This window comes from Neisseria leonii (assembly GCF_028776105.2).
GTDB lineage: Bacteria > Pseudomonadota > Gammaproteobacteria > Burkholderiales > Neisseriaceae > Neisseria > Neisseria leonii.
In genome coordinates, this window is sequence record NZ_CP145606.1 from 15022 (window position 1) to 40802 (window position 25781).

The window sequence follows — 25781 nt, forward strand, 5'->3', positions numbered from 1 at the left end:
CTGTTTTGATTCGGACGTTCAGTCTTTGCGGTGGGCATCAGGTGCCTGGTATGTACCTTCGCCGCCAGCGGTTACGCTGTCAGGATTCAGGTGGGGATTCGGGTTGGGCTGCGGGTCGGCTTCGGGGCCGACGGTTGCACTGTCCTGTACCATGCCGCCGCTGCCGGAGGGCGTATCCTGATGGCCGGCTTCCACCGGTGCGGCAGGGCGGGGTTCGGTTTCGCTCCCTTCATCGTCTTGGCGCACATTGTGGCTGTAATCTTTCGGCGGGCTGGGCTGCTTGCCGGCCATAATTTCCAGCACTTGATCGCGGTCGATGGTTTCCCATTCCATCAGTGCTTTGCACATGGTTTCCATCTTGTCGCGGTTTTCGTCCAAGATTTTATAGGCCACGGCGTACTGCTCGTCGAGAATGCGGCGGATTTCAGCATCGACTTCCTGCTGCGTTTTCTCGGAAATATTCTGTGATCGGGTTACACTGCGGCCGAGAAAGACTTCGCCTTCGTTTTCGGCATATACCATTTGCCCCATTTTCTCACTCATGCCGAAACGGGTAACCATTTCGCGTGCGATTTGCGTGGCGCGCTCGAAATCATTTGATGCGCCGGTGGAAATGCGGCCGACAAACAGGTCTTCGGCAATGCGGCCGCCGTAAAGAATGGCGATTTGGTTCAGCATCTGGTCTTTGTACATCGAGATGCGGTCGCGTTCGGGCAGCTGCCAGGTCAGGCCTAAAGCACGGCCACGCGGCATAATGGTTACTTTATGCACGGGATCGGTAAACGGCAGGCTTTCGGCAACAATCGCATGGCCGGCTTCGTGGTAGGCGGTGGCGCGTTTTTCGTCTTCGTGCATTACCATAGAGCGGCGTTCGGGACCCATATAGATTTTGTCTTTGGCATCTTCAAAATCGCTCTGATCCACTTTGACTTTGTTGCGCCGTCCGGCAAACAGTGCGGCTTCATTGACCAGATTGGCCAAGTCCGCACCGGAAAAACCGGGCGTACCGCGCGCCAGTGAAACCAAATCCACCGATTCGTCCAGCGGCACTTTTTTGGCGTGCACTTTCAAAATCTGTTCGCGGCCGCGGATGTCGGGCAGGGGGACGACGACTTGGCGGTCGAAACGTCCCGGCCGCTGCAGGGCGGGATCGAGAACGTCGGGGCGGTTAGTGGCGGCAATCACGATGACGGTTTGGTTGCTTTCGAAGCCGTCCATTTCCACCAGCAGCTGGTTGAGGGTCTGTTCACGCTCGTCGTTGCCGCCGCCCAAGCCCGCACCGCGTTGGCGGCCGACTGCATCGATTTCGTCGATAAAGATGATGCAGGGCGCGTTTTTCTTGGCCTGCTCGAACATATCGCGTACGCGGCTGGCACCCACACCGACAAACATTTCGACAAAATCGGAACCGGAAATGCTGAAAAACGGTACACCGGCTTCGCCCGCAATCGCTTTGGCCAGCAGGGTTTTACCGGTACCGGGCGAACCGGCCAGCAGAATGCCGCGCGGTACACGCCCGCCGAGACTCTGATAGCGGTTCGGCGCTTTCAGGTAATCCACAATTTCCTGCACTTCTTCTTTGGCTTCATCACAGCCCGCCACATCGGCAAACGTTACTTTATTGGCATCCCGATCCAAGAGTTTGGCACGGCTTTTACCGAAGGAAAACGCACCGCCCTTGCCGCCGCCGGCCTGCATGCGCATAAACCAGAACCATGCGCCGATCAGCAGCATCACGGGCAGCAGGCTGAACAGCAGGCTGCGCAGCATACCGGGCGGTTCTTCGGGTGTGATTTTCACGCGCACGTTTTTATCCAGCAACGTACTCATCAGCTTGTCGTCGGCGGGCAGCGCGTTGGTGAAGAACGTGGTTTGGTCGGTGCGTTCGCCTTTGATGACGTAGCCGCTGGCAAGCGAACCTTCGATATTGACATTGGCGATTTCGCCGTTGTTTACCTGTTCGATAAATTGCGAATATTCGATCTGCTGGCTTTCTTCCTTACGCTCGCCCAAGGCGTTGTAAGCGGCCATCAGGCCGATACCCAAAGCCAGCCAAACCAATAAATGTTTAAAATTCCCCACCTGAACAGGCTCCTGATTCTTATCAAAAATTAAAGAAATAATTGTAAAGCAGACCATCTGCCTTGTCAGCGTTTATTTTTCCCCAAAAGATAAATCTCGCTGGAACGGCCGCGTGAGGCACCCGGCTTTCTGGTCTGCACGGTGGTGAAAGTTTCGCGCATGGCGGCAAGGTATTCCTGATAACCTGCACCCTGAAACACTTTCACCAGAAAACTGCCGCCGTTTTTGAGGCGGCTGCGGGCAAAATCCAGAGCCAGTTCGCACAAATAAAAACTTCTGGCCTGGTCGGTTACCGCGTTGCCCGACATATTGGGCGCCATATCGCAAATTACAAGATCCAAATCACGGTTGCCGAGTAAAGATTCAAATTCGGCCAAAACCGTCTCTTCGCGAAAGTCTCCCTGGATAAACGATACGTCGGGCAGGGGTTCCATCGGCAGAATGTCGAGAGCGAAAACTTTTCCGCTGCCGCCGGCCAGTTTGGCGGCCACCTGAGACCAGCTGCCCGGTGCACTGCCCAGATCGGCCAGAACGGTGCCTTCTTTAATCAATTGGTCTTTTTCGTTGATTTCCAGCAGTTTGTATGCGGCGCGGGCGCGGTAGCCGTCTTTTTGCGCCCGGTGGACGTAATGGTCGTTCACGTGTTCGGAAAGCCAGGCTTTGGAGGATTTGGAACGGGTTGCCATGATGGTTGTGCAGAGAATTTCAACCGCTTTATTGTACGCGATTTTGCCCGTTGCGATGGGGCTTTGTCTGTTTTTGCCGCATGACGGCGGCGGGGCTTTGGCGTAAAATGCGCTTTTATTTTTCTTTACGGCTGAATGTTTATGACGGACAAACTTTCCACCAAGCAGATTCTCGAATTGAAGGCGCGCGCGCACCATCTTCATCCTGTGGTGATGATCGGCCGGCACGGTCTGACAGAATCGGTTATTCAGGAAACCGATGCGGCGCTGACGGCGCACGAGCTGATTAAGGTCAGGGTGCTGGGCGACGACCGTGTCGAGCGTATGGCGGTGTGTGAAGCGTTGTGTGCGGCGGTTGGTGCGCAGCCGGTACAGCATATCGGCAAACTGCTGGTGCTGTGGCGTAAGAATTTGGAAGCTTAGCCGGGAATTTGGGCAGTATTGTGGCGGGTCATGCCGTCTGAAAGGCTTGTGGTTGGGATTTCGGGCATGATCCGGTTCGGGTTCGGCTGTGCGTTTTGCCGGATAAAGGCCAAATGCCCGGGCAGTGTCGGTGGCGGTATGGCAGAGGCGGGTCAGTCGGAAGTTTCGGGGTTGGTTTGACGGGTAACCAGCAGTTGGTCGATTTTGAAGTTTTCGGTATCGATGATTTCAAATTTGTAGCCGCCGTATTCGGCAAAGTCGGTACGCTTGGGGATTTTTCGCAGAGCATACATCATAAAGCCGGCAATGGTTTCGTAATTTTCCGCGTTGGGAAAAGTGTCGATATCCAGGGCGCGCATCACGTCTTCCAGCGGTGTCGTGCCGTCCACCAGCCAAGTACCGTCGGTTCGGCGGATAATCTGTGGTTCTTCTTCGGTATTGACCAGTTCTCCCATGACGATGCTCATCACATCTTTCAGTGTCACTATGCCGACGACCAAGGCGTATTCGTTGACGACGACGGCAAAATCTTCTCCCGAGTTTTTGAAAGTTTCTAAAACGTCGTAAAGGGACAGCGTATCCGGAATGAACAGCACTTTGCGCAGCATCCGCTTGTCGGTCAGGCGCAGCGACTGTTCTTGAATGAACAGGGTCAGGAGTGTGTGTGATTCGATGTAGCCGATAACACGTTCTAGGTCGCCGTCGCAGACCAGAAATTTTCTGTGCGGTTTTTCCGCCATGATGTGCATAATGTGGTCGGGAGCGGCGTTTTTGTCAAAGTAGACAATATGTTCGCGTGTGCTCATGGTGGAGGTGACGGTGCGCTGCTGCATGTCGAAAATGTTTTCAATCAAATAGTGCTCCTGCTGCTTGATGACTCCGGCCTGTGCGCCGGCATCGACAACGGCATAGATGTCTTCGGAAGTCAGCTGCTCCTTGCGGGCGGTGTCAATGTGCAGCAGTCTGAAAATCAGATTGGCCAGGCCGTCGAAAATCCAGACAAAAGGTTTGAGCAGGAAAATCAGCAGCAGCATGGGGCGTACCACGCGGACAGCCACTCGTTCGGGGCGGGTCATGGCAAAGCGTTTGGGTACCAGATCTGCCAGCAGAATGAAGCTGCCGGTAATCAGTAGAAAGGACAGCAGGGACAGCAGCGTGGCGGTCCAGCCGTCAGGGCGGTCTGCAAGGCGGTAAAGGTAGGGGCGGACGGCGGCTTCGCCGATGCTGCCGGCCAGAATGGCGACGGCGTTCAGGATAATCTGTACAACGGTAATGAAGCTGCCCGGATGCTGCTGCATATGGATGACGTCCAATGCGCGCGTATTGCCTTCTTTGGCGAGAATCTGCAATTTGATTTTGCGTGCGGAAGCCAGAGCCAGCTCGGCGCAGGAGACAAATGCACTGGCGGCAATCAGCAGTATCAGCAGGAGTGCGGCTTCAAGAATATTCATATACGGGAATAATTGTTCGCAAACAAGCGATTGTATCACAGGCCGTCTGAAAACTGTGTTGCAGCGGTTTTCAGACGGCCTGTTGTGTTCCGGTCGGCAGGGCGAGGCTGCGGCGGCTGTCGAAACGGCGGTTTTGTCCGCTGAACGGGTCGGTAAAAGCAATGCTGAGGGCGAGCAGTTGCAGCGGTTTGACGAAGTCGTCGGGGCTGTCGGGCTGCGCTTCGGGATAGAGGCGGTCGTTGAGAATCGGAATGTCCAGCGAAGCCATATGTACACGCAGCTGGTGTTTTTTGCCGCTGACCGGCATCAGGCGGTAGCGGCCGAAGCCGTTGGCGGTTTCGATCAGTTCGATGCGGGTGTGGGCGTTCGGCTCGCCTGCGACGGTTTGGGTCAGGAAAAACGCTTCGCCGCGCACCAGCCGCGAACGGATATCGCACGGGAAGGCCAAATCCGGTCGGACGGGGGCGATGGCCTGATAGGTTTTGGCAACGGCGCGTTCCTGAAACAGCCGCTGGTATGCGCTGCGGGCGGAGGGGTTGCGGCTGAACAGCATGACCCCGCCCGTGTCTTTGTCCAAACGGTGCAGCGGGCTGATGGCGGCGGTGTCGAGGTGTTGCAGGTCGGGGTGGCGGCGCAGGCGGGTGAGGACGGTTTCGTGCAGGAAGCGGCCGCCGGGTGTAACGGGCAGGAACGGCGGTTTGTCCACCGCAATCAAGTGTTCGTCGATGTGGAGAATATCGATGTCGAACGGTACGCGCGGCTCTGTGCCGCCGGTGTCGCGGTAGTAATAAATGGTTTGGCCGGGCAGAAACGGCGTGTGGCGGTTGAGCGGGCGGCCGTCTGAACCGGCAACGAAACCGCTGTCCAGCCGTGCCGCCCAAGTGTCGCGGCCGATAAAGGGAAATTTGTGGCACAGATAATCCAGCAGCAGCGGCGCAGGAGCCGGCGGGCGGTGCGGCAGATGCAGATAGCTGGGGTGGATGCCGTTGAGCGGCGGCAGCGGCGGCGTTTTTTTCATGGGCGCGATTGTACTCTGATAAAATGGCGGCGGTAAATTTTCGGGGGTTTTGATGATGAATGCGCCAAACAAACGGATTTTTGTACTCTACACGGGGGGCACCATCGGCATGACGGCGGGTGCGGACGGGCTGCGTCCCGATACGGATTTGGTGAACCGTGCCTTGCAGCCGTTTTCAGACGGCCTGCACTTCGATTGGCAGGTCTGCACGCCTTTAATCGATTCGTCGGCGGTAACGGCGGAAAATTGGCGGGACTGGCTGGCGGTGTTGCGTGCAAAACTGCCGCATTATGACGGCGTGCTGGTGCTGCACGGTACGGACACAATGGCCTATACCGCCAATATTTTCGCGCTGGCGTTGGCAGATTGCGGCAAGCCCGTCGTGATGACGGGCTCGCAGCAGCCGTTTTCCGCGCCCGGCAGTGATGCGCCCGGCAATCTGGCCTTGGCGGTGGCGGCTTTGATGCTGGCGCGGCCGCAGGTGTTGATTGCGTTTGACGGCAAATTGTGGGAAGCGGTGGGCAGCAGCAAAGTCAGCACCGAGCGTGCGGCGGGGTTTGCCAATCCGCATAAAGGCGCGGCGGCCGAATATACCGGCGGAGCTTGGCGGCAGCTGCGTGCCGTACCGCAGGTGCGGACGGTTTTACCCGAAGCAGCCGAGTGGTCGAAGGTGGCCTGTTACACGCTGACCCCCGGTTTCGGCAGCACGGAAATCGCGCGCAGTCTGGCGGCAACGCAAGCCGGTGCGGTGATTCTGCAAAGTTACGGCCACGGCAATACGCCGTCTGAAACGGAGTGGGTGGAAGCGGTGCGCGGCTATATCGCGCGCGGCGGCGTGGTGCTCAATATCAGTCAGGCAGCGGAGGGAAATGTTGCCGCTGTCTATGCGCAGGGCAGTGCGTTGCGGCAGGCCGGTGTGATCGGCGGCGGCAGGTGCAATTTGGAAACGGCCGTGGCCGTGCTGACGCTGTATGCGGCGGCGGGACGCGAAGCGGTGGCTGATGTGCTGCGGGCGTTGGCATTGATTGAGTAGGGTGGGACTGCGTGGGCGGATTCGGTTATCCGTTCCATCTGTGCAGAAATAGGGTCATGTTAAAGTACAGAGCCGAAAAGGCCGTCTGAAAACAAAATACGTTTTCAGACGGCCTGATGCATGGTTATGCGGGCATGGTGCCGCTTAGTCGGCACGCTGCCAGGTCTGCGTGCGGCCCAGTGCGGATACGCCTAAGTAACCCCGCACTTTCAGGCTTTTGCCGTCGCTGCCCAATTCGGCTTTCGCGCTGTACGTTTTACCGCTTTTCGGGTCGGTAATCTTGCCGCCTTCGTATTTGCCGTTTACTTCTTTCAGGCCGGTCAGTACGGTGCGGCCGATCAGTGCGCCGGGCTGTTTGCATTCGGTACAGTTATTGTCCACACCGTCGGCCACAGCCACGATTTTACCGCTGAATACGCCGCCGTTCTGCGTGATGTGGACAATGGCTTTCGGTTTCTTGGTTTCATCGTCGACGGTGCGCCATTTACCCTCGATTTCGGCAGCGTGCGCGCCAAATGCGGCAACGGCCAAAGCGGCAGTCAAAATCATTTTTTTCATCTTTATCTCCTTGCGTTGTGGGGAAATTTTATGTGGGAAACCGCATGTTCCGATATTCGGGCGTCGGTATGGGGACAAGATACCATGCCCGCGCCTGCGGCAAGCAAACAAATTTAGAGTTGTTGTTCTATTCGGACGGTCGGGACGGTTAGACGCTGCGATTCAGACGGCCTTGATGCCGAACAAACCTGTCATAATATAAGGCCGTCTGAATTATGCTACAATCGCGCGTTAAATTGATTTGGAAATTCAGGAAGCACCATGAGCTTGAAATGCGGCATCGTCGGCCTGCCCAACGTCGGCAAATCCACCCTGTTCAACGCCTTAACCCAATCCGGCATCGAAGCGGCCAATTATCCGTTCTGCACCATCGAACCCAACGTCGGCATTGTGGAAGTACCCGATCCGCGCATGGCCGAGTTGGCCAAAATCGTCAATCCGCAAAAAATGCAGCCGGCGATTGTGGAGTTTGTCGATATTGCCGGTCTGGTGGCGGGCGCAAGCAAAGGCGAGGGCTTGGGCAACCAGTTTCTCGCCAATATCCGCGAAACCGATGCCGTTGTGAATGTGGTGCGCTGTTTCGACGATGACAATATCGTCCATGTGGCGGGCAAAGTCGATCCGATTGCCGACATCGAAACCATCGGTACCGAACTGGCCTTGGCCGATTTGGCTTCGGTGGAAAAAGCCATTGTGCGCGAAGAAAAGCGTGCCCGCAGCGGCGACAAAGACGCACAGAAGCTGGTGGACTTGTGCAAAAAACTGCTGCCGCACCTGAACGAGGGCAAACCCGTACGCGCACTCGGTCTGGATGCCGAAGAGACGGCCATGCTGCGCCCGCTGTTCCTGCTGACGGCCAAACCCGCCATGTATGTCGGCAATGTGGCCGAAGACGGTTTTGACAACAATCCGCATCTGGAACGCCTGAAAGAACTGGCCGCCAAAGAAAATGCCCCCGTTGTGGCCGTCTGCGCCGCGCTGGAAAGCGAAATCGCCGAATTGGACGACGGAGAAAAAGCCGAATTTCTCGCCGAAATGGGCTTGGAAGAACCCGGTTTGAACCGCCTGATCCGCGCGGGCTACGACCTGCTCGGCCTGCAAACCTATTTCACCGCCGGTGTCAAAGAAGTGCGTGCGTGGACGATTAAAAAAGGCGATACCGCCCCGCAGGCTGCCGGTGTGATTCATACCGATTTCGAGCGCGGCTTTATCCGAGCGCAAGTGATTGCCTATGATGATTTCGTTGCCCTTGGTGGCGAAGCCAAAGCCAAGGAAGCGGGCAAAATGCGCGTGGAAGGCAAAGAATATGTGGTGCAGGACGGCGATGTGATGCACTTTTTGTTTAATGTTTGATATTCTGCATGAATAATGCTGAAAAATTATGTCGTCGATTTAGTGTTTAGTTATGCTGTGGTGGCATGTTTGTTCTTGTCATTGTTTTATGGACTATGTGTTTCCCGCTGTTGGTCTTGGCGTGAAATAAAATCAACATCTAAATCGATGTTGTTTTGTTCCTTTGGCTTTATGATTGGCCAAATATATTGTGCCAGGGAAAAATCATTGATTGGTGTCCGGCCGGCTTTTGAAACCGAACTCAGTTTGCGCGGTCAATTACTGATTTGCCTGTTGATAATACATATTTTTGTTTTATTTTATTTCTTGGAAAAACTTCGGCATCAGGAATATCAATATTGGGCGGTGTTTATTTTAGCCACCATGCAGATTGTTTTATGTTTTATTTTTAATAATTCTTTTCAGAATATTGAGTTTTATTTTCAACTGGTATCAAATGCCATGTATGGGATACTGCCTGCTCTTCTGATTTACGAGGCAATAAAAAATCAGCAGAAAAAGAATAAAGGTATATCGGCAAAATAGGTAAGCAAACAGAAAGAAAATGATGATTTCTTCCATTCTACAAGATCTCCAAGCGCGCGGCTTAATCGCGCAAACTACGGATTTTGACGCGCTGGAAACTTTATTGGGCGAGCAGAAAATCGCGCTGTACTGCGGTTTTGACCCCACCGCCGACAGCCTGCACATCGGCCATCTTTTGCCTGTTTTGGCTTTGCGTCGTTTCCAGCTGGCGGGGCATACGCCGGTTGCGCTGGTGGGCGGGGCAACGGGTATGATCGGCGATCCGAGCTTTAAGGCGGCCGAGCGCAGTTTGAATACAGCGGAAACGGTAGCCGGCTGGGTGGCAAAAATCCGCGGCCAGCTGGAACCGTTTTTGAGTTTTGAAGGCGAAAACGCCGCCATTATGGCAAACAATGCCGATTGGTTCGGCCAAATGAACTGCTTGGATTTCCTGCGCGACATCGGCAAGCATTTTTCAGTCAATTCCATGCTGGCGCGTGAATCGGTCAAACAACGTATCGAGCGCGATGATGTGGGCATTTCGTTTACCGAGTTTGCTTATGCCCTGCTGCAAGGCTATGATTTTGCCGAGCTCTACAAACGCCACGGCGCGGTATTGGAAATCGGCGGCTCCGACCAATGGGGTAACATCACGGCAGGTATCGACCTGACCCGCCGTCTGCACCAAAAACAGGTATTCGGCCTGACCCTGCCGCTGGTTACCAAAGCCGACGGCACCAAATTCGGCAAAACCGAAGGCGGCGCGGTGTGGCTGAGTGCGGAAAAAACTTCGCCGTATCAGTTTTACCAGTTCTGGCTGAAAGTGGCCGATGCCGATGTGTATCAATTCCTCAAATATTTCACGTTCCTGAGTGTGGAAGCCATCGACGGCATCGAGGCGGACGACCGTGCGCGTGAAGGAAAACCTCAGGCGCAGCGCATTCTGGCCGAAGAAATGACCCGCCTGATTCACGGCGAAGCCGCCTTGGAAGCGGCGCAGCGCATCACTGAGAGCCTGTTTTCCGGCGACGAAAGCGGTCTGACCGAAAACGATTACGCCCAGCTCGCGTTGGACGGTTTGCCGACATTCGGGGCCGAAGGCCGTCTGAATGTGGTGGAAGCCTTGGTTGCGGCCGGTTTGGCCAAATCGAACAAAGAAGCGCGCGAGTTTGTGAAAAACAAAGCGGTGGTCATCAACGGCGAAACGGTGGAAGCGGCCAACAATCCCGATTTTGCGCCGGAAAAACCCGATGATGCCTATCTGCTGACCGATGCGCACAAACGCTTCGGCCGCTACACCATCATCAAGCGCGGCAAGCGCAACCATGCGCTCTTGGTGTGGCGCTGAATAAACCGGCCGTCCGAAATGCCTGATGGCGGAGGAACAGGCCGCAACAGCGGTTTCCCCGCAGCCGTTCTTTACGATATGGAAAAAACGCGAATAGAGTCAGCGAATACGGCAAACGGCATTTTCAGACGGCCTAAAATACGGTTTGCCCCTTGTTATCGTCTTAATCATCGTCCGTTCACAAAATAAAGGAAAAAAATGAGCAATCACACTATTTTGCAGCACCTGCCCGCAGGCCAAAAAGTCGGCATCGCCTTTTCCGGCGGCCTGGACACCTCCGCCGCCCTGTTGTGGATGAAACTCAAAGGCGCGCAGCCTTACGCTTACACCGCCAATCTCGGCCAGCCCGACGAAGACGATTACAACGCCATTCCGCAAAAAGCCAAAACATACGGCGCGGTTGAAGCCCGTCTGATCGACTGCCGCCGCCAATTGGCGCACGAAGGCATCGCCGCTATTCAATGCGGCGCATTCCATATTTCGACCGGCGGTATGCCGTATTTCAATACCACGCCTTTGGGTCGCGCCGTAACCGGCACCATGCTGGTATCGGCGATGAAAGAAGACGATGTCCATATCTGGGGCGACGGTTCCACCTACAAAGGCAACGACATCGAACGTTTCTACCGCTACGGCTTGGTCACCAATCCTGCGCTGAAAATCTACAAACCCTGGCTCGACCAACAATTCATCGACGAACTCGGCGGCCGTCAGGAAATGAGCGAATTTCTGATTGCCAACGGCTTTGAATACAAAATGTCGGCGGAAAAAGCCTACTCCACCGATTCCAATATGCTGGGTGCGACCCACGAAGCCAAAGATTTGGAATTTCTCAACACCGGCATTCAGATTGTCAAACCGATTATGGGCGTGGCGTTTTGGGACGAAAACGTCGAAGTGAAAGCCGAAACCGTCAGCGTGCGCTTTGAAGAGGGCGTGCCGGCGGCTTTGAACGGCCGAGAATTTGCCGACCCCGTCGCTCTCTTTCTGGAAGCCAACCGCATCGGCGGCCGCCACGGCCTGGGCATGAGCGACCAAATCGAAAACCGCATCATCGAAGCCAAATCACGCGGCATTTACGAAGCCCCGGGCATGGCGCTGCTGCACATTGCCTACGAACGCCTGCTGACCGGTATCCACAACGAAGACACGATTGAGCAATACCGCATCAACGGTTTGCGTTTGGGCCGTCTGCTGTATCAGGGCCGCTGGTTCGACTCGCAAGCCCTGATGCTGCGCGAAACCGCCCAACGCTGGGTGGCGCGCGCCATCACCGGCGAAGTAACGCTGGAGCTGCGGCGCGGCAACGACTATTCGCTACTCAACACCGAATCGCCGAATCTGACCTACGCGCCGGAACGCCTGAGCATGGAAAAAGTAGAAGATGCGGCGTTTACCCCGCTCGACCGCATCGGCCAGCTGACCATGCGCAATCTGGACATTACCGACACCCGCGCCAAACTCGGCATCTACTCGCAAACCGGCCTGCTGCAACTGGGCGAAGGTTCGGTGTTGCCGCAATTGGGCAAGCAGGCGTAAAGACCGAGAGCAAGCAGCCGCGCGGATCTGCGCGGTTTTGATGGTGAAGCGGCAGAAAAATCGGTACGGTAGGCCCTGTCGGAAAAGACGGCCTGCCGTGCCGTTTTCTGTTTTGCATCATGGAGCGGAGATTCCGCTGCCGAACAGCCTGTCTGCGGTACCGTTGGCGGGCGGATTTATCCGCAGGCCGTCTGAAAAAAGGTGTGCAGAACATGTGGATTGGCGCACCATCTTTTTGAACGGAAAGAAAAAACGGCAGATGGTGAAAAAAGCGGCAGCGGCCGGTTTATCCGCACCGGCGGTGCAGAGTGATGTGGGCAGTTTGTGGAAAACGCGGTTAAGCAGCTGACGGATCGGGTGAAAAAAATGCTGCTGAATATTTAATCGGCAAACGGCGGTACGGCGATACCGGCTTCGGTCAGCAGTTGGCAGGTCTCAAAAACCGGCAAGCCCATCACGCCGGTAAAGCTGCCGTTCAAGCTGCTGACCCATACGCCCGCCGCGCCTTGTATGCCGTATGCACCTGCTTTATCCAGCGGCTCGCCGCTGCGGATGTAGCGTGCGATTTCGTCTTCGTCCAGCGTGCGGAACCGGACATGGCTGGTATGCAGCACATGGTATACCCGACCCTGATGGTGCAGGTGGACGGCGGTGTGTACCTGATGCACGGTGCCGGAGAGTGCGGTCAGCATTTCGCGCGCCTCGGCCGGATGTTGCGGTTTGCCCAAAATTTTTCCGTTCAGGGCCACACAGGTATCGGCGGTCAGCAGCGGCAGGCCGGTTTGGCACCGCGCGTATGCGGCGGCGTTTTTTTCGCGTGCCATGCGGCAGACATAGGCGGCTGCGGTTTCGTCGGGACGGGGTGTTTCGTCGATATCCGCAGCCGTGCACTCAATGCGGAACCCCAGGGATTCGAGGATTTCGCGGCGGCGGGGGCTGGCGGAGGCCAGACACAGAGTAGGGCGGTCGGCAGGCATAATCGGTCGGCGGGTTGGACATGAAAAACGGGTTGTATCACAAGAGAGGCCGCCTGAAAACTGCCGGACGGTATTGCCGCTTTGCCGCCCGTTCCCGGTCGGCCGTTCCGCCGTTTTTTCAGACGGCCTGTACGGGCGGCACAGGAAAAGGGGGTGTGATGGAAACCTTGGTTTTGGCGGCAGGGCTGTTTGTTTCGGCATTGACTTCGGCCACCATTCTGCCCGGTACATCAGAAGCCGCGCTGGCCGCGTGGGTGTACCGGCGCGACGATTGGGCATTGGCTTATGCCGTGGTATTGGCGGGTAATGTCGGCGGCAGTCTGTTGATGTATGCAGTGGGGCGGAAACTGCCGCAGAAACGCCCGTTGCCCGTGCGGGCGACGGCTTTTCTGCACCGGTGGGGCGCATGGGCATTGCTGCTGGCGTGGGTGCCGGTTATCGGCGATGCCCTGCCGGTGGCTGCCGGCTGGCTGCACCTGCGTTTTTGGCCGTGTTTTTGGGCTTTGCTCTGCGGCAAGGCACTGCGGTATATCTTTTTGGTCGCCGTTTTGCTGCAAATCCTGTGAAAAGCTGCATTTTGGGGTGTATTCGGCTACAATACGCCCGCTGCCGCCAAGTTGGATAAATAAATGAAAGAGCATAAGGCCCGCAAGCGTTTCGGGCAGAATTTTTTGCAGGATACACGCATTATTGCCGATATTGTCCAGGCCGTCCGCCCGCAGGCGGACGATATTGTCATCGAAATCGGGCCGGGTTTGGCAGCGATTACCGCACCGCTGGCGGCCAAGCTCGAACGGCTGCATGTGTGCGAAATCGACCGCGATATTGTCAAAAGACTCAAAACGCTGCCGTTTGCCGATAAATTGGTGATTCACGAAGGCGATGTGCTGCAATTCGATTTCAGAAGTGTGGCCGGCAGAAAAAAAATTGTCGGCAACCTGCCCTACAATATTTCCACGCCGCTGCTGTTCAAGCTGGCCGATGTGGCCGACGAAGTCGTCGACATGCACTTTATGCTGCAAAAAGAAGTGGTAGAGCGCATGACGGCCGTGCCGAAAAGCAACGACTACGGCCGTTTGGGCGTGATGCTGCAATATTTTTTCGAGATGGAAAGCCTGATTGACGTTCCGCCCGAGTCGTTCGATCCCGCACCCAAAGTGGATTCTGCCGTGGTGCGCATGATTCCGGTGAAACACCGCATCGGTGAGGCGCAGGATTTCGATCATTTCGCCAAACTGGTCAAAGCCGCCTTCCAGCAGCGCCGCAAAACCATACGCAATAATCTGAAAGACATCGCCGGTGACGAAGATTTGGAAGCTGTGGGCATCAGTCCGCAAGACCGTGCCGAACATATCGCGCCGGAAAAATATGTGGAATTAAGCAATTATCTGGTGAATAAGGCCGTCTGAAACCGTGGCGCAGATTTTGGAAAGCCCGCCGAATACGGTTTGAAAATGCCTATCAACGGGATTTTGTGCGCCGAATCATCAGCAAGGCCGTCTGTAAGGAAGAAGCATGGGAAAATACTTTATATTATTTTCCTCGCTGTTGTTAAATGCCTGTGCCGTCAGTCAGGGCAGCCGTATGTTTGACGGAGAAGTTTATACGCTCTACCGGTCGAAAACAGCGTTGAATCTGAGTGAAGGGACGTTTTTCTACGGCAGGAAATGGGGACCCGCTTTGTTGATTGACTATCGGCCGCAGGAAAAAATGCTGTCAAAAGACGCTTTCTTCCAGGAAGAGAAAACGAAATTGGATAAGGCAGGGTGTGAATTTCAGAGCGCGCTGCATCAAGGACAGGAATATTATTTCTGTGAAGCCAAAAACGCAGGTGCCAAAGAATACCGCTATATGCTGATGATTTTAAATCAAATGAAAAATGGCCGTGCGTATACCAAAATTTATTACATGCAGGACAAGCCTGATCAGGCAAAACGGCAACACCTGATTGGACAAATGGCAGCATTTTATCCTTAAAAATAAAAGGTATTTCGCTATCAGAATGAGTGGAAAATGATTAAATTCAAAAACGTACATAAACACTTCAAAGACCTGCACGTTATCAACGGTGTGAATCTCGAAATCAAAAAAGGCGAAGTTGTGGTGGTGTGCGGCCCGTCGGGCAGCGGCAAATCCACCTTAATCCGCACGGTAAACCAGCTGGAAACCATCGAAAGCGGCGAGATTTGGGTGGACGGTGTGAATGTGGCTGACCCAAACACCGACTTGAATGCCGTGCGTGCGGAAGTGGGCTTCGTGTTCCAACACTTCAATCTGTACCCGCACCTGACGGTGCTGGAAAACATTATCCTTTCACCGCTCAAAGTCAAGAAAATCAGCCGCGAAGCGGCCGTGGCAAAAGCAGTCGAACTGTTGAAACGCGTCGGCTTGGCGCATAAGCAGGACGCACTGCCCGGCCAGCTTTCAGGCGGCCAGCAGCAGCGCGTGGCCATTGCACGCGGTTTGGCCATGGAGCCGCGCGTGATGCTGTTTGACGAACCGACCTCCGCACTCGATCCCGAAATGGTCGGCGAGGTATTGAAAGTCATGAAAGATTTGGCACAAAGCGGCATGACCATGATGTGTGTTACCCATGAAATGGATTTTGCCCGCGAAGTGGCCGACCGCGTGATTTTTGTCGATCACGGCCGGATTGTCGAAGATGCCGATCCCGAAGCATTCTTTACCAATCCTCAAAGCGAGCGTGCCCGTCAGTTTCTGGCGCAGGTGCACCGTAAAGTCTGATTTTTCAGACGGCCTTTGATGCCGGTATCGATGCGGTCGGCCGAGGCCGCCGCGCCTTTAAGCGTGGTATCGCCCCGGCTGTACAGTTTTGGCTGAGCTTTCCCCTTACCGTTCTGTGCGCTCTGAATGGCTGAAAATATGGCATCTTGCTCTTCCTGAGCCTGCCGGCGCTGTTCGGCCAGCGTTTCGGCAACTCTATCCAGTACGCAGCCGCAGTTTTTATCAAACAGGCAGCCTAAGCCTGCGATTGCCGCACCTCCTACGGCTTTGCCGACTTGTGCCGCATTATTGTGTTCCGTTACCGCCTGCCCGATAAGGTCGTCTGAAACGATATTGCAGTAATCGCCAGTGGCCGAATCGAAGCCGCTGTCCAGCAACCCCGTAATACTGACCAATGCTGCTTTTTGGCCTTCATTAAGTTTGGACGGGTCTTTTTGATTGAACAGCCAATGGGAAATTATCGGAGCGGCTATTTCCGCACTGCCTGAGGATAGGGCTGCGGCAGCGGTGTTGCTGCCTGCCGCATAGGCAACAGCGGCATTCCAAACCATATGCGCCGCTGGGCGTACCTTGCTTGTCTTTGCCGGTTTCGGGTGAAATAACTGCCGATTTCGCGGCTGACGGCAGGGGTGGCCGCTGCCGGCAGGGAACCGCCTAAGCTGTTGCTCGGGGTTGCCACTCCCATACTGACGGTATCGGTTAGGAGTTTTAGTGTATCGTATTTGGCAAGTTCTTGTTCATGTTCTTCATTGCTGATGGATCCTGCTTCTTTTCGGACACTCAAATCGGCAATATGGCGGTAGATTTCAGATTTGCCTCCTGCACATTGCGGCTGAAGTCTTGATTCACGCGCCTTTGCAGGTCAATCTCGCGCCGGACTTTCTCTTTGTCAAATGCATTGTTCAGGCGGCCTGAATCCGCTTCGGCGGTTTCGGTTCGGGTATCGGTGTAGATGGCTGCTGCCTGTCCGCCCGTTGCGTCGTTGGCAATGACGATGTTGCGTGTGCCGATGCCGCTCTTGGTGATGCTGCTTTGGTTGTTGCTATCGCTGCCGTAGCCGATGGTGCTGCCCATGCCGTTTTTACCGGCAACGGTTTGGATGCGGCTGTCGGGGGCGGGAGCGGTTTGGCTCAGGCTTTGGCCGCTGATGCTGCCCGATGCGCCGATACCGAAGCTTTCGCCTTCAAAGCGGCTGTGGTTTTCCAGGTCGGAATGGGACAGGGTGGCCGTCTGAAAGCGGTTTCTGTCTTCCGCCTCGGCATTGGCGGTTGCGGTCACGATACCGCCTTTCAGGCCGGTGTGGTTGCGTACATCGACTTGGAAACCGTCGTTACCGGCATAAATGCCCGATTGTCTGCTTACGCTGCGGTGATCGGCATTGATTTTGCTTTGGCTGTAGTCCCCGCTGCCGCTGACACCGTAGCCGAAGGTGATTTGGCCGCCGGCCTGGAATTGACGGCTGTTGTAAGCTGCGCTGTCTTGGGCATTTTCGATGTTGAGGTTTTGGGCGGTAAGTGCCACGCCGCGGCCTCTCACCTATGCGCAGGGTGGTGTCGCCGCCGCTTTGAATCACGGTTTGGCTGTCTGTATGACCGATATGGCTGTAGCGGTGCGACAATTCGCTGCCGTTGCCGTAACCTTTGCCGTAGTTGCCGCCGACGGTAACACCGACGCTGACACCGTTGCTGAAGTCGAGTGCGGCACCGACATTCCAGCCGCGCTGGCTGTTGCTGCGTTCGCTGTGGTTTTGTTCGGCGGCAAGGAGGTTGGCGCTGTTTTCTGCGCTGAGGAAGGTGCCGCCTTTACCGGCCACGTCGGAACCGCGCACCGTGATGTCGGATCCGCTGCCTGAGGCGGTAAGGTTGACGCTGCCGCCCGCAGTAACGGTGGATCCGCCGGATTGTGTGCTGCGGATATGGCTTTCGCTTTCATTGCGTTTTTCGCCGTAGGTAATGTTGACATGGATACCTGTACCTTTGCTGTCAACGGCGTTACCGATACTCTGTGCTGCCTGATAAGCCTGCCAGCCGCTATTGGCGGCAGCCATGGCGTTGGTGCGGCTGTTGCTGCTTTGGCCGGTTTGCGCCAATGACTGCAAGGATGATTGAGCCCCTTCGACTGCGTTGATGACAGGAGAACTGATGCCCGCGGGGGGTATGGCGGCGGTAGTAATCGGAATGGTATTTACTCTCTGAGGCATCAATGCGGATGTTTTGGGCGGCAACGCCGATATTGCCGTCGGCCAAGAGTTTGCTGCCGCGTTGGGTGTAGTTTCTGTCGGCATTAATCTCAGTATGGCCGCTGCCGACACAGGTTACTGTAGCCGAATGTTCGCGGCCCAGGTCGATTTTATTGCCGATGAAGTGGTTGAATGCGCCGTTGTCCATCAGGCCTGAGGTTTTGCTGCGGCTTTGTAGCGAGCTTTCATTGTTTTGGGCCGCTTCAACAATGTTGACATCACGGAAAGCATCAATCCAAGTGTTTTGTACACCATAAACTTGAGAACCGATAATGTTGACATCGCCTGCTGCAGCCTTAACCGCCACCTTGCCACCCGCATTGACGGTAGTGCCTTTCGGTGTAATGGTATGCCGGGTTTCAGAAACATTGCTGCAGTTGCGGGTCATGCCGATAGTAGGCATGATTGGTTCGACTGTACCGGCCAAATGACCTTGCCCCCAGGCACGGACACGGTTTTGTGCACCGCTTTCATTGGCCGATTTTTGAGCATCCGCAACAAATTTCTCCATTTGCCGCACTTCCGCAGCTTTCACATTTACCGTGGCCGATACACCGCTGCGTTTGCTTTCGCCCAGCATATTCAGCAGTTCGTACTCATCGGCAGCTCCCAAGGTCACTTCTTACCTTGCAGCAACACGTCATTACCGGCAGAAATGGCAGAAGCAGCCGTATTCAGACGGCCTCCCGCCACCACAACGGCATCACCGCCAATACTGCCGGCCATCGAACCGGCAGAGATTACCCTTGTGCTGCCGACATCAATATTGCTGCCCTGTTTGGCATAGCCGATGCTGCCGACACCGTCTTTGTGCCGCCGCTTCAACCCGCACGCTTACGCTCATGAAACTCATGATCCGAATACGCATTCTCGGCCGCAGTGATGTTCACATCATGCCCGGCCCTCAGCAGCGTGAGGCCGTCTGAAACCACATGGCTGCCGCGCACATTCACATCCTGTCCGGCACGAACCACCACTTCTTTACCTTCGATGCGGCTGCCGACCGCTTCGTCATGTTGGCGGCGGTATTGGTCGAGCGAAGTCTGTTTGGAAGCAATGCCGCGTGATTTGCCGTAAACCGATTGCTCCAAATCCAGTGTTTGACGGCCTTCCGTGATATGGACGTTGCGGCCGGACAGGGTGGTGCGGCCGTTGTCGCTGACTATGCTGCCTTGGCGGATGTCCAGATTGTCTTTGGCGGCAATCAGAATATCGCCCGATGCTTTGATTTGCGTGCCCGCTTCCGAAGTCTGGGTCAGGCGGCGGCGGTTTTTATCGTCCCATCCGCCTTGTCTGCTGTAGGACGAAAGTTTGGCGGTATCCAAGTTGATGCGGCCGCCCGAGACGATTTGTGTTTGGCCGTTTGCCGCTTTGTTGTGCAGGCCGGCGGCTGTGAAATCGATGCTTTGGCCGGCTTTGAGGCTTAGGAGGCCGTCTGAAGTGTTGGTGATGTATAGTCCGGCAATGCGGCTGGTTTCGGTTCGGCCGTCTGTCCCGCTGCCGCTGTTTTCGGTGGCGGAGGCGATGCGCAGACGGTCGGCTTCGACAGTCAAGAGAGTCTCGGCAGAGACTGTGCCGCCTTCGATATCGACTCCGTTGCCGCGCAATCTGATTTTGCTGCCCTGAATCAGTCCGCTGTTTTTGATGTTGTCTGCGGACAGATCGACGATTTGACGTCCGGCCAAAGTGCCGTTGTTGATGATGTTGCCCGCGCCGTCTGCCGCCAGCTTGCCGGCACTGATAAAACCGCCGTACCTGCTGGAGCATTTTCCCTTCCGCGCGCGCCGTTCCCGGCAACCGCCGTCAGGGTGTTGTCTGTGTTGTTCAAGATGACTTTGCAGCCGGTTTTGTTCATGGCGGGTTCCTAAGGCAGCAAGACTTATCGGCCGTATTTTTCAGACGGCCCGGCAGAATCTGCCGGTATTCGGCATGGGCGGCGGGTTTCCGGGCCGGTAATCGTTTCCCCGGTTTTATGCCGGCCATTCCCGTCAATCAGTAGCGGTCATGCAGATTCAGGTCGACAGTGGTATCTGTGGTGGGGAAACCGCCGGACTTTTTCAGCGGTATCGGCAGCTTCGGGAGAAAACGCATAGCCAGGGCGGAAAGGAAGAGAAAAATCAGGATTGTATCGTGTTCATCGGTTTTTAGAAACGGGCGGCGGTTTTTGGGCGGTCTTGCCGTGCCGGATCGGGCGGTGTGCTGCGGTAAATGAAGAAAAGCTGCTGCCGGAATCGGTTTTGTCAGGGTAAGAAAAACCGGAACGGCAAGGTTCCGGTTGGGGTGGCTTATTTACGCTCGACCTGTGAAACATCGCGCACCGCGCCGGTATCGGCCGATGTGGTCATGGCGGCGTAGGCACGCAGGGCGGCGGAGACATGGCGGTCGCGGTTTTCGGGCTGCCACGCTTTGGCACCGCGTGCTTCCATTGCGGCACGGCGTGCGGCCAGTTCTTCACCGGATACGGCCAGACGGATGCTGCGGTTCGGAATATCGATTTCGACGGTGTCGCCTTCGCATACCAAGCCGATGGCGCCGCCTTCGGCCGCTTCGGGCGAAACGTGGCCGATGCTCAAACCCGATGTGCCGCCGGAGAAGCGGCCGTCTGTCAGCAGGGCGCAGGCTTTGCCCAAACCTTTGGATTTCAGGTAGCTGGTGGGGTAGAGCATTTCCTGCATACCGGGGCCGCCTTTGGGGCCTTCGTATCGGATGATGACGATGTCGCCTGCGCTGATTCGGTTGTCCAAAATGGCGGAGACGGCCGAATCTTGGCTTTCAAACACGCGGGCGCGGCCGGTGAATGTCAGAATGCTGTCGTCCACGCCGGCGGTTTTGACGACGCAGCCGCGCTCGGCGATGTTGCCGAACAGGACGGCCAGACCGCCGTCTTGCGAATAGGCGTGCTGTTTGCTGCGGATACAGCCGTTTTCGCGGTCTAAATCCAGGCTCGGCCATTGGCGGTTTTGCGAAAACGCTTCGGTGGTGCGCACGCCGCCGGGCGCGGCCTTGTAACGCGCATGCGCCGTTTCGTTGGCGGGGTCGGTAATGTCCCATTTCGCTAGCGCGTCTTTCAGCGTTTTTTCGTGGACGGTGGAAACGGCGGTGTTCAGGCAGCCTGCGCGGTCGAGTTCGGCCAGAATGCCCATCACGCCGCCGGCGCGGTGCACGTCTTCCATATGGTATTTCTGGGTGGCGGGGGCGACTTTGCACAGGCACGGCACTTGGCGGCTGATGCGGTCGATGTCGGCCATTTTGAAATCGACGCCGGCTTCGTTGGCGGCGGCCAGAAGGTGCAGGACGGTGTTGGTGGAGCCGCCCATCGCCACATCAAGACTCATGGCGTTTTCGAATGCGGCTTTGGTGGCGATGCTGCGCGGCAATACGCTCGCATCGTCCTGTTCGTAATAGCGTTTGGTGATTTCCACAATCAGACGGCCTGCTTCGAGAAACAGCTCTTTGCGGCCGGCATGGGTGGCCAGCAGCGATCCGTTGCCGGGCAGCGACAAGCCCAAAGCTTCGGTGAGACAGTTCATCGAGTTGGCGGTGAACATGCCCGAACACGAACCGCAGGTGGGGCAGGCGGAACGCTCTACTGCGGCCACGGCTTCATCGCTCACGTTGTCGTCGGCGGCATCGACCATCGCATCCACCAAATCGAGCTTGCGGGTATCGGCGATATTGGCCACGCCGATGACTTTGCCCGCCTCCATCGGCCCGCCGGACACGAATACGGTGGGAATGTTCAGACGCATGGCCGCCATCAGCATGCCCGGAGTGATTTTGTCGCAGTTGGAAATGCACACCAGCGCGTCGGCACAATGCGCGTTTACCATGTATTCCACCGAATCGGCAATCAAATCGCGGCTGGGCAGCGAATAGAGCATACCGCCGTGCCCCATCGCAATGCCGTCGTCCACGGCGATGGTGTTGAATTCTTTGGCCAGGCCGCCCGCTTTTTCGATTTCGCGCGCGACCAGCTGCCCCATATTGTGCAGATGGACATGGCCGGGAACAAACTGGGTGAACGAGTTGGCAACGGCGATAATCGGTTTGCCGAAATCGGCATCGGCCACGCCGGTGGCACGCCACAGGGCGCGCGCGCCGGCCATATTGCGGCCGTGGGTGGAGGTTTTGGAGCGGTAGGCTGGCATGGTTCGGATTCCTTATTTTTTAGATTCGTACGGTATATCAAAGCGGCTTATTCTATACCAAACACCTGATATAAAGAAGCAGACAGATAAGGCCGTCTGAAAACGGCAGAACGGTTTTCAGACGGCCTGATGTCGCGGGGCGGTCGGGGTTAGGCGTCCAAATTGCCCAAAACAATGCGCAGCATACGGCGCAGCGGTTCGGCTGCGCCCCACAAAAGCTGGTCGCCCACGGTAAACGCGCTGATGTATTCGCCGCCCATGCCCAGCTTGCGGATACGGCCGACGGGTACGCTCAGGGTGCCGGTTACTTTGGCGGGGGTCAGCCCGCGGACGCTGGCTTTTTTTTCATTGGGAATCACTTTTACCCAAGCGTTGGCTTCGGCCAGCAGTTTTTCGATTTCGGCTACCGGCAGATCTTTTTTCAGTTTCAGTGTGATGGCTTGGCTGTGGCAGCGCATCGCGCCCACGCGCACGCACAGGCCGTCGATAACGGTGGGGTTGGCACTGCGGCCGAGGATTTTGTTGGTTTCCACGCCGCCTTTCCATTCTTCTTTGGATTGGCCGTTGCCCAAATCGGCATCAATCCACGGAATCAGGCTGCCCGCCAGCGGTACGCCGAAGTTGGCGGCGGGGAAGGCATCACTGCGCAGAAAGTCCGACACTTTGCGGTCGATGTCGAGAATCGCACCGGCGGGGTCGGCGATTTCGGCTTTGACTTCGTTGTGAATCGCGCCCATGCCTTCAATCAGCTCGCGCATATTTTTCGCACCCGCACCCGATGCGGCCTGATAGGTCATGCTGGTCGCCCATTCCACTAAATCGTTTTGGAACAGGCCGCCCAAGGCCATCAGCATCAGCGAGACGGTGCAGTTGCCGCCGATGTAGTTTTTCACGCCGTTTTGCAGGGCGTGGTCAATCACATGGCGGTTCACGGGGTCCAGCACAATCACGGCATCATCGTTCATGCGCAGCGAAGAGGCGGCATCAATCCAGTAGCCGTTCCAGCCGGAATCGCGCAGGGGTTGGAAGACGGCTTTGGTGTAGTCGCCGCCTTGGCAGGTAACGATAATGTCCATTTCGGCCAATTCGGTCAGATTATTGGCATCGCGCAGGGTTTTGGCCGCCTGGCCGAAGTCGGGGGCGGTACCGCCGACGTTGGAGGTAGTAAAAAATACGGCTTCGGGAATGTGGGCAAAGTCGTTTTCTTCCTGCATACGCTGCATCAAAACCGAACCGACCATGCCGCGCCAGCCGACAAATCCTACTTTCATGATTTATGCTCCGATGATTTGAGTCTTGTGATAAAAGAAAAAACGTCCTTTTTAGTCCTATCCTGTCAAAATGTAAAGTTTTTTAGCGCAAACACCGGATATTGGGCGTAAGAGGGGAGGCGGTTTGGCGGTGCTGCCTATTCAGAACGGTTGGCGGCAGGTTTGGCACGGATCGGATAACGCCTATCCGGTTTTTCTGTCCCAATCCGCAGGCCGGTTATGCTGCCGGTATCGGTGTCCGGCCATTCCGTTTGGTACGATGCAGCAGGCGGTTTTTATTTTGTTAAAAAATAAACGTTTGACTGTTTTCGGGTCAAAATCAGACGGCCTTGTCTTGCGCGGCGGTTCGGATTCTGGTTTAATACGCCTTTCGCAAGGCCAGATAGCTCAGTTGGTAGAGCAACGGATTGAAAATCCGTGTGTCGGCGGTTCGATCCCGCCTCTGGCCACCACTAAAACCGCATCGGCGGTTTTTTTTGTTGCCTGCCGTTTTGGGCCGCATAGTCGAATACCGAACCCGCACAAGCAGACCGCTTGGGCGGGTTTTGCTGTTTGTTGCCGGCCGTTTTCTGCGGCTATTTTTTATTGCGCAGAAAATATGAATATGGCATTTTTCGGTTTCGCGGTTTTCAGACGGCCGCAAGATGCCGTCTGAAAAAGAGGGTGCTGATGAATCGGGCGGTGCGGCGGCAGGCCGTCTGTTTCGGAGCGGCGGAGCCGGAAAACGGGTTGGCGGAAGGAGGCGGTATGGCATCGGGGGCATTGCGGATTTTGGCCGGACATTTCGGTTGGGACGGAACGGTGTTGCGCCGTTGCGAAGAGTGGGCGCGGCAGGGGCTGCTGCTGCCCAAGCTGTTTGAAGAGGGTTTGTGCACGCCCGATGAGGTGGCGGCGGTGCTGGCGCAGGCGGTCGGGCGGCCGTATGTGGATTTGGCGGCATTTGCGCCCGAAGATACGGCGATGACGGCGGAACAGATGCGCCGTTTCGGCTGTGTGCCGCTGGCACGGCGGCAGGGGCGGCTGCTGGCAGGTGTGGCCGATCCGACGGATCCCGTGTTGCAGCGGTTGGCTTTTGTCTGCGCCGAACCGGTCGATCTGGCGGTGGTGCGCTACGATCTGCTGGTGCAGCGGCTGGCAGAGTCGGGTGGCGGTACAGCGGGGATTCTGGCGCAAATGCCGCAGGAGGAAGCGGGAACGGCCGCCGCTTGGGCGGAAGAAGCGGGCGACGGGCCGGTGGCGCGTTTCGTGCAGCAGGTGTTGGAAGATGCGTGGGCGGCGGGTGCGTCGGACGTGCATTTCGAGTTTTACGAGCAGGCGGCGCGGGTGCGTTTCCGCGTGGACGGTGTGTTGCGTGAAGTGGTGCAGCCGCCTCATGCGGTCAGACGGCGGCTGGTGTCGCGGATTAAGGTAATGGCGGGGCTGGACATTGCCGAACAGCGGCTGCCGCAGGACGGGCGTTTGCAGACGGTTTTGGGCGGGCGCACGGCGGATTTGCGCATCAGCACGCTGCCGACGCTTTTCGGCGAAAAAGTGGTGGTGCGGATTCTGAACGGCGATGCGCAGGCGCCGGATTTGGCGCGCTTGGGGCTGGAGCCGTGCCAATATGACTTGCTGCTGGCCGAAATCCGCCGCCCTTACGGCATGATTCTGGTCACCGGGCCGACCGGTTCGGGCAAAACGCTGTCGCTGTATGCCTGTCTGAACGAATTGAACAGCGAGCGGGTAAATATTGCGGCGGTGGAAGACCCGGCGGAAATCAATCTGGCGGGCATCAATCAGGTAAATGTGAACGAGAAGCAGGGGCTGACGTTTGCCGAGGCTCTGCGGGCGTTTCTGCGCCAGGATCCCGATGTGCTGATGGTGGGCGAAATCCGCGATTTGGAAACGGCCGATATTGCCGTCAAGGCGGCGCAGACGGGGCATTTGGTATTTTCCACGCTGCATACCAACCGCGCGGCGGCCAGTCTGACGCGGCTGCTGAATATGGGCGTGGCGCCGTTTCATATTGCCGCTTCGGTGAATCTGGTTGTGGCACAGCGGCTGGTACGCAAGCTGTGTCCGCATTGTCGTGAAGTGTGGGAGCGGCCGTCTGAAAATGTGTTGGCGGCGGCAGGGTTTACGCCGCAGGATTTGGCGCAGGATTGGCCGCTGTACCGTCCCAAAGGTTGCGCGGCCTGCCGCGGCAAGGGTTATCGGGGGCGTATCGGCATATTCGAGCTGATGCCGGTCAGTCAGGCGATGCGGCGGGCGATGATGGACGGTGCGGGCGAATTGGATTTGGCGGCATTGGCCGCACGGGAGGGTATGGTGGATTTGCGCCGTGCCGGATTGCTGAAAGTGATGGCGGGTGCGACCACGCTGGCGGAAGTCGATGCCGTGGTGGGGAGATAGGCGGTGCTCGGAAAA

25 protein-coding genes and 1 tRNA gene are annotated in these 25781 nt (G+C 56.5%); 12 read left to right on the forward strand and 14 right to left on the reverse strand.

Going from position 1 to position 25781, the window contains the following annotated elements; translation table 11 throughout:
- Positions 1-18 precede the first annotated feature (18 nt).
- Positions 19-2082, reverse strand: a complete 2064-nt coding sequence (gene ftsH, locus ORY85_RS00065; protein WP_338578111.1) for an ATP-dependent zinc metalloprotease FtsH — start codon at positions 2080-2082, stop codon at positions 19-21.
- Between the two features lie 65 nt (positions 2083-2147).
- Positions 2148-2768, reverse strand: coding sequence for an RlmE family RNA methyltransferase (locus ORY85_RS00070; RefSeq protein ID WP_274570750.1), 621 nt, complete (start codon positions 2766-2768; stop codon positions 2148-2150).
- Positions 2769-2909: 141 nt separating this feature from the next.
- Here ORY85_RS00070 and yhbY point away from each other — a divergent pair, with 141 nt between their 5' ends.
- Complete coding sequence (yhbY, locus tag ORY85_RS00075; protein ID WP_274570749.1) at positions 2910-3191, forward strand: ribosome assembly RNA-binding protein YhbY; 282 nt, start codon at positions 2910-2912, stop codon at positions 3189-3191.
- A 152-nt stretch (positions 3192-3343) separates the two neighbouring features.
- On the opposite strand, the gene ORY85_RS00080 is transcribed toward yhbY, so the two are convergent.
- Both ORY85_RS00080 and ORY85_RS00085 read right to left on the reverse strand, forming a co-directional pair.
- Entirely contained in the window at positions 3344-4642 is a 1299-nt protein-coding gene (locus tag ORY85_RS00080; protein ID WP_274570748.1) for a hemolysin family protein, read from the reverse strand.
- A gap of 70 nt (positions 4643-4712) precedes the next feature.
- A complete protein-coding gene (locus ORY85_RS00085) occupies positions 4713-5660 on the reverse strand; it encodes a pseudouridine synthase (protein ID WP_274570747.1) in 948 nt (315 codons plus the stop codon).
- 55 nt (positions 5661-5715) lie between these two features.
- Here ORY85_RS00085 and ORY85_RS00090 point away from each other — a divergent pair, with 55 nt between their 5' ends.
- Positions 5716-6693: an asparaginase gene (locus ORY85_RS00090; RefSeq protein ID WP_274570992.1), complete on the forward strand. Its 978-nt coding sequence runs from the start codon at positions 5716-5718 to the stop codon at positions 6691-6693.
- A gap of 144 nt (positions 6694-6837) precedes the next feature.
- On the opposite strand, the gene ORY85_RS00095 is transcribed toward ORY85_RS00090, so the two are convergent.
- Positions 6838-7251: a DUF2147 domain-containing protein gene (locus ORY85_RS00095; RefSeq protein WP_274570746.1), complete on the reverse strand. Its 414-nt coding sequence runs from the start codon at positions 7249-7251 to the stop codon at positions 6838-6840.
- Positions 7252-7512: 261 nt separating this feature from the next.
- Between ORY85_RS00095 and ychF the strand changes: the two genes are divergently transcribed.
- The 4 genes from ychF to argG all read left to right on the forward strand — a co-directional run bounded on the left by ychF (position 7513) and on the right by argG (position 11995).
- Positions 7513-8604, forward strand: a complete 1092-nt coding sequence (ychF, locus tag ORY85_RS00100) for a redox-regulated ATPase YchF (protein WP_274570745.1) — start codon at positions 7513-7515, stop codon at positions 8602-8604.
- Positions 8605-8619: 15 nt separating this feature from the next.
- Positions 8620-9129 (forward strand): hypothetical protein, encoded by a 510-nt coding sequence (locus ORY85_RS00105; RefSeq protein WP_274570744.1) that lies wholly within the window; start codon positions 8620-8622, stop codon positions 9127-9129.
- Positions 9130-9151: 22 nt separating this feature from the next.
- Positions 9152-10456, forward strand: coding sequence for a tyrosine--tRNA ligase (tyrS, locus tag ORY85_RS00110; protein ID WP_274570991.1), 1305 nt, complete (start codon positions 9152-9154; stop codon positions 10454-10456).
- Between the two features lie 198 nt (positions 10457-10654).
- Positions 10655-11995, forward strand: coding sequence for an argininosuccinate synthase (argG, locus tag ORY85_RS00115; protein WP_274570743.1), 1341 nt, complete (start codon positions 10655-10657; stop codon positions 11993-11995).
- A 380-nt stretch (positions 11996-12375) separates the two neighbouring features.
- Here the strand turns inward: argG and ORY85_RS00120 are convergent, their stop codons facing one another.
- A complete protein-coding gene (locus ORY85_RS00120; RefSeq protein WP_274570742.1) occupies positions 12376-12972 on the reverse strand; it encodes a nucleoside triphosphate pyrophosphatase in 597 nt (198 codons plus the stop codon).
- A gap of 158 nt (positions 12973-13130) precedes the next feature.
- Between ORY85_RS00120 and ORY85_RS00125 the strand changes: the two genes are divergently transcribed.
- From ORY85_RS00125 to ORY85_RS00140, 4 genes are all read left to right on the forward strand, one after another.
- A complete protein-coding gene (locus ORY85_RS00125) occupies positions 13131-13538 on the forward strand; it encodes a YqaA family protein (protein ID WP_274570741.1) in 408 nt (135 codons plus the stop codon).
- A gap of 63 nt (positions 13539-13601) precedes the next feature.
- The gene (rsmA, locus tag ORY85_RS00130; RefSeq protein ID WP_274570740.1) at positions 13602-14381 is read left to right on the forward strand and encodes a 16S rRNA (adenine(1518)-N(6)/adenine(1519)-N(6))-dimethyltransferase RsmA; all 780 of its coding nucleotides are present in this window, start codon (positions 13602-13604) and stop codon (positions 14379-14381) included.
- Positions 14382-14487: 106 nt separating this feature from the next.
- Entirely contained in the window at positions 14488-14949 is a 462-nt protein-coding gene (locus ORY85_RS00135; protein ID WP_274570739.1) for a hypothetical protein, read from the forward strand.
- A gap of 36 nt (positions 14950-14985) precedes the next feature.
- Positions 14986-15717 (forward strand): amino acid ABC transporter ATP-binding protein, encoded by a 732-nt coding sequence (locus tag ORY85_RS00140; protein ID WP_274570738.1) that lies wholly within the window; start codon positions 14986-14988, stop codon positions 15715-15717.
- Here the strand turns inward: ORY85_RS00140 and ORY85_RS00145 are convergent.
- From ORY85_RS00145 to asd, 8 genes are all read right to left on the reverse strand, one after another.
- On the reverse strand, positions 15684-16268 hold the full coding sequence (locus tag ORY85_RS00145; protein WP_274570737.1) for a hypothetical protein: 585 nt from the start codon (positions 16266-16268) through the stop codon (positions 15684-15686). The genes ORY85_RS00140 and ORY85_RS00145 overlap by 34 nt on opposite strands.
- A 779-nt stretch (positions 16269-17047) precedes the next feature.
- Positions 17048-17764, reverse strand: coding sequence for a hemagglutinin repeat-containing protein (locus tag ORY85_RS00150; RefSeq protein WP_274570736.1), 717 nt, complete (start codon positions 17762-17764; stop codon positions 17048-17050).
- Positions 17748-18569 carry a hemagglutinin repeat-containing protein gene (locus ORY85_RS00155; protein ID WP_274570735.1) on the reverse strand — a complete coding sequence of 274 codons (822 nt, stop codon included), beginning with the start codon at positions 18567-18569 and terminating at the stop codon, positions 17748-17750. Before ORY85_RS00155 ends, ORY85_RS00150 begins: the two co-directional genes overlap by 17 nt.
- A 2-nt stretch (positions 18570-18571) precedes the next feature.
- Complete coding sequence (locus tag ORY85_RS00160; RefSeq protein WP_274570734.1) at positions 18572-18781, reverse strand: hypothetical protein; 210 nt, start codon at positions 18779-18781, stop codon at positions 18572-18574.
- Entirely contained in the window at positions 18778-19641 is an 864-nt protein-coding gene (locus tag ORY85_RS00165) for a hemagglutinin repeat-containing protein (RefSeq protein WP_274570732.1), read from the reverse strand. Before ORY85_RS00165 ends, ORY85_RS00160 begins: the two co-directional genes overlap by 4 nt.
- Positions 19584-19811 carry a hypothetical protein gene (locus tag ORY85_RS00170; RefSeq protein WP_274570731.1) on the reverse strand — a complete coding sequence of 76 codons (228 nt, stop codon included), beginning with the start codon at positions 19809-19811 and terminating at the stop codon, positions 19584-19586. The genes ORY85_RS00165 and ORY85_RS00170 overlap by 58 nt, the downstream gene beginning before the upstream one ends.
- Before the next feature lie 430 nt (positions 19812-20241).
- Entirely contained in the window at positions 20242-22104 is a 1863-nt protein-coding gene (ilvD, locus tag ORY85_RS00175) for a dihydroxy-acid dehydratase (RefSeq protein ID WP_274570730.1), read from the reverse strand.
- Positions 22105-22253: 149 nt separating this feature from the next.
- The gene (asd, locus tag ORY85_RS00180; RefSeq protein ID WP_274570729.1) at positions 22254-23375 is read right to left on the reverse strand and encodes an aspartate-semialdehyde dehydrogenase; all 1122 of its coding nucleotides are present in this window, start codon (positions 23373-23375) and stop codon (positions 22254-22256) included.
- 376 nt (positions 23376-23751) lie between these two features.
- Here asd and ORY85_RS00185 point away from each other — a divergent pair.
- Together ORY85_RS00185 and ORY85_RS00190 are read left to right on the forward strand one after the other, a co-directional pair.
- Positions 23752-23827: transfer RNA gene (locus ORY85_RS00185), tRNA-Phe, on the forward strand.
- A gap of 295 nt (positions 23828-24122) precedes the next feature.
- Complete coding sequence (locus tag ORY85_RS00190) at positions 24123-25766, forward strand: GspE/PulE family protein (RefSeq protein ID WP_405030358.1); 1644 nt, start codon at positions 24123-24125, stop codon at positions 25764-25766.
- Positions 25767-25781 lie beyond the last annotated feature (15 nt).

Bases quoted from the DNA above. Each gene is read 5' to 3' on its own strand.
- ORY85_RS00080 (WP_274570748.1), bottom strand. From the start codon at position 4,642: ATGAATATTCTTGAAGCCGCACTCCTGCTGATACTGCTGATTGCCGCC.
- ORY85_RS00150 (WP_274570736.1), bottom strand. From the start codon at position 17,764: ATGGCTGCCGCCAATAGCGGCTGGCAGGCTTATCAGGCAGCACAGAGT.
- ORY85_RS00095 (WP_274570746.1), bottom strand. From the start codon at position 7,251: ATGAAAAAAATGATTTTGACTGCCGCTTTGGCCGTTGCCGCATTTGGC.
- asd (WP_274570729.1), bottom strand. From the start codon at position 23,375: ATGAAAGTAGGATTTGTCGGCTGGCGCGGCATGGTCGGTTCGGTTTTG.
- ORY85_RS00170 (WP_274570731.1), bottom strand. From the start codon at position 19,811: ATGAACAAAACCGGCTGCAAAGTCATCTTGAACAACACAGACAACACC.
- ORY85_RS00140 (WP_274570738.1), top strand. From the start codon at position 14,986: ATGATTAAATTCAAAAACGTACATAAACACTTCAAAGACCTGCACGTT.
- ychF (WP_274570745.1), top strand. From the start codon at position 7,513: ATGAGCTTGAAATGCGGCATCGTCGGCCTGCCCAACGTCGGCAAATCC.
- ORY85_RS00120 (WP_274570742.1), bottom strand. From the start codon at position 12,972: ATGCCTGCCGACCGCCCTACTCTGTGTCTGGCCTCCGCCAGCCCCCGC.
- yhbY (WP_274570749.1), top strand. From the start codon at position 2,910: ATGACGGACAAACTTTCCACCAAGCAGATTCTCGAATTGAAGGCGCGC.
- rsmA (WP_274570740.1), top strand. From the start codon at position 13,602: ATGAAAGAGCATAAGGCCCGCAAGCGTTTCGGGCAGAATTTTTTGCAG.
- ORY85_RS00135 (WP_274570739.1), top strand. From the start codon at position 14,488: ATGGGAAAATACTTTATATTATTTTCCTCGCTGTTGTTAAATGCCTGT.
- ORY85_RS00090 (WP_274570992.1), top strand. From the start codon at position 5,716: ATGAATGCGCCAAACAAACGGATTTTTGTACTCTACACGGGGGGCACC.
- ORY85_RS00105 (WP_274570744.1), top strand. From the start codon at position 8,620: ATGCTGAAAAATTATGTCGTCGATTTAGTGTTTAGTTATGCTGTGGTG.
- ORY85_RS00070 (WP_274570750.1), bottom strand. From the start codon at position 2,768: ATGGCAACCCGTTCCAAATCCTCCAAAGCCTGGCTTTCCGAACACGTG.
- ORY85_RS00145 (WP_274570737.1), bottom strand. From the start codon at position 16,268: ATGGTTTGGAATGCCGCTGTTGCCTATGCGGCAGGCAGCAACACCGCT.
- ORY85_RS00085 (WP_274570747.1), bottom strand. From the start codon at position 5,660: ATGAAAAAAACGCCGCCGCTGCCGCCGCTCAACGGCATCCACCCCAGC.
- argG (WP_274570743.1), top strand. From the start codon at position 10,655: ATGAGCAATCACACTATTTTGCAGCACCTGCCCGCAGGCCAAAAAGTC.
- tyrS (WP_274570991.1), top strand. From the start codon at position 9,152: ATGATTTCTTCCATTCTACAAGATCTCCAAGCGCGCGGCTTAATCGCG.
- ORY85_RS00125 (WP_274570741.1), top strand. From the start codon at position 13,131: ATGGAAACCTTGGTTTTGGCGGCAGGGCTGTTTGTTTCGGCATTGACT.
- ilvD (WP_274570730.1), bottom strand. From the start codon at position 22,104: ATGCCAGCCTACCGCTCCAAAACCTCCACCCACGGCCGCAATATGGCC.
- ORY85_RS00190 (WP_405030358.1), top strand. From the start codon at position 24,123: ATGGCATCGGGGGCATTGCGGATTTTGGCCGGACATTTCGGTTGGGAC.